2 protein-coding genes are annotated in these 1,946 nt (G+C 65.9%); both read left to right on the top strand.

The genetic code is table 11. From position 1 onward, the window contains the following. Positions 1-15: 15 nt before the first annotated feature. Positions 16-1,374: a Pup--protein ligase gene (pafA, locus tag E1281_RS39375; protein ID WP_131884769.1), complete on the top strand. Its 1,359-nt coding sequence runs from the start codon at positions 16-18 to the stop codon at positions 1,372-1,374. Positions 1,375-1,472: 98 nt separating this feature from the next. Beyond that, positions 1,473-1,946, top strand: a 474-nt coding sequence (locus E1281_RS39370) for an FKBP-type peptidyl-prolyl cis-trans isomerase (protein ID WP_165959321.1), incomplete at its 3' end; no start/stop codon positions are given.

The following is a 1,946-nucleotide window of genomic DNA, read 5'->3' as shown; positions in this document are numbered from 1 at the left end:
GCATAGGGTCAGGGTGTGGATAGGCGCATCTTCGGGCTTGAGAACGAGTACGGCGTCACCTGTACCTTCCGGGGTCAGCGGCGGTTGTCACCGGACGAGGTGGCGCGCTATCTGTTCCGGAGGGTGGTGTCGTGGGGTCGTAGCAGCAACGTGTTCCTGCGTAATGGGGCGCGGCTCTACCTGGACGTGGGGAGTCACCCGGAGTACGCGACGCCGGAGTGCGACAGTGTCGTGGATCTGGTGACGCATGACAAGGCCGGTGAGCGGATTCTGGAGGGGTTGCTGGTCGATGCGGAGCGGCGGCTTCGTGAGGAGGGCATCGCCGGTGACATCTACCTGTTCAAGAACAACACGGATTCGGCGGGGAACTCGTACGGCTGCCATGAGAACTATCTGGTGGGGCGGCACGGGGAGTTCGGCCGGCTGGCGGATGTGCTGATTCCGTATCTGGTGACGCGGCAGATCATCTGTGGTGCGGGGAAGGTGCTGCAGACGCCGCGCGGGGCGGTGTACTGCGTGTCGCAGCGGGCGGAGCACATCTGGGAGGGTGTGTCGTCGGCGACGACGCGGTCGCGTCCGATCATCAATACGCGGGACGAGCCGCATGCGGACGCGGAGCGGTTCCGGCGGCTGCATGTGATCGTCGGTGACTCGAACATGAGTGAGACGACGATGCTGCTGAAGGTCGGTGCGACCGATCTGGTGCTGCGGATGATCGAGGCCGGCGTGGTGATGCGTGATCTGACGCTGGAGAATCCGATCCGGGCGATCCGCGAGGTCAGTCATGACATGACGGGGCGGCGGAAGGTGCGGCTGGCGAACGGCCGGGAGGCGAGTTCGCTGGAGATCCAGAAGGAGTATTTCGGGAAGGCGCGCGATTTCGTGGACGCGCGTGGCGGGGACGCGACGGCGAAGCGGGTGCTGGAGCTGTGGGAGCGGACGCTGCGGGCGGTGGAGACGGGCGATCTGGATCTGGTCGAGCGTGAGATCGACTGGGTGACGAAGTACAAGCTGATCGAGCGGTACCGGCGGAAGTACGATCTGCCGTTGTCGTCGCCGCGTGTGGCGCAGCTGGATCTGACGTATCACGATGTGCATCGTGATCGGGGTTTGTACTACCTGCTGGAGAAGCGGGGGTCGGTGGATCGGATCACGCGGGATCTGGACATCTTCGAGGCGAAGTCGGTGCCGCCGCAGACGACGCGGGCGCGGCTGCGGGGGGAGTTCATCCGGAAGGCGCAGGAGAAGCGGCGTGATTTCACGGTGGACTGGGTGCATCTGAAGTTGAACGACCAGGCGCAGCGGACGGTGCTGTGCAAGGATCCGTTCCGGTCGGTGGACGAGCGGGTGGACAAGCTCATCGCCGGTATGTAGGGGCGGGGCGACATGTGCGGCGGGGCCCTACCGGTGGGTCACTTGGGCGGTAGGGTGAGCGCGCAGTAGCGCTCGCCGTCCCCTCGAAGGACCCCTGTATGCGTCGTGTCCGGTTGTTGCCCGTGGTCGCCGTGGTCGCCGCGCCGCTCGTGTTGTCGGCGTGTTCGGGCGGTGGTGTGGACGTCACGGTGAAGGGTGATTTCGGGAAGCTGCCCGAGGTCGAGTTCCCTGATGGCGCGCCGGGTGACTCCTTCGCGGTGGAGACCTTGAAGGAGGGCGAGGGGTCGGGTGCCCGGAAGGGTGATCTGGTGGTGGCCGATTATGTGGGCTACCGGTGGAGTGGGTCGGGTCGGAAGCTGCTGGCGAGCAGTTATTCGAAGGGGCCGGGGGCGTTTCCGACGGGTCAGTTGGTCGCGGGGTTGACGAAGGCGCTGGAGGGGGCGCGTCCGGGGTCGCGTGTGGTGACGCGGATTCCACCGGAGGACGGGTTCGGTGAGAAGGGCGATCCGAAGCATCAGGTGGGCGCGGACGACACGCTGGTGTACGTGCTGGACGTGCGGGCGGTGTACGGG

Origin of the sequence: Actinomadura sp. KC345 (genome assembly GCF_004348515.1) — a bacterium.
Taxonomy (GTDB): Bacteria; Actinomycetota; Actinomycetes; order Streptosporangiales; family Streptosporangiaceae; genus Spirillospora.
The sequence above is the reverse complement of the archived record's forward strand: the minus strand, read 5'-3'. Positions and strand labels throughout refer to the sequence as shown.